General features: G+C 67.3%; 1 protein-coding gene. It reads left to right on the forward strand.

Going from position 1 to position 608, the window contains the following annotated elements:
* Window positions 1-239 (forward strand): hypothetical protein (locus QF629_13040; GenBank protein ID MDP6014443.1); only part of this gene is annotated, 239 nt, incomplete at its 5' end.
* Window positions 240-608: the final 369 nt, after the last annotated feature.

Here is a 608-nt window from a genome sequence, read left to right on the forward strand (position 1 = left end):
GCGCTCAGTCCGAGCTGCTTGTCACCATGGCCGTCGAGAGCGGCGCGCTGCTACCGGGAGCGGCGGAGGCCCTGCCTGTCGAGCGGGCCTTCCGCGGTGTGGGCGAATGGGCCTTCGATCTACCGCGTCATATGGCCACCCCCTTCGCCTACACGATCACGGCAACTACCAGCAAGACTGCTAGTGATGGGGCGCCGGAAATGTTTGTGCGCGTACTTGCCCATAAAGTTGTGCCGTGATTGGCCATGGCCACGCCCCCCACTCCCCTAAACGCGCGCCCTAAACGCTCTGAGCCTCTCCCGTCCCCCCGTGTGCCGTGATAGCCGAACCGAGACGCTTGGCGCACAAGCCGTTTGAGCGAAACTCGGCCCAAGCCCCTGCCTGAGGAACCGCCCCAGGCGGTCACAGCGCGCCGCTCACGGTGCTGCCGAACCCGGCTACTGAAACTACCGCCCGGGCCCCTGGGCAATGGGCAATGGGCCGTGGACCATGGTGCGTGGCGCGTGCGCCGCCATGCGTCCTATACTGCGCCCTTCCCCGCAGCGGGTGGTTTGGCAGGGGCCGCCCGTCCGGTTTCCCGCGCCACATAGCTAGCGGGGTCTCGGAAC

It is taken from the genome of Alphaproteobacteria bacterium, from assembly GCA_030739735.1.
In the GTDB taxonomy this organism is placed as follows: Bacteria; Pseudomonadota; Alphaproteobacteria; order UBA7887; family UBA7887; genus UBA7887.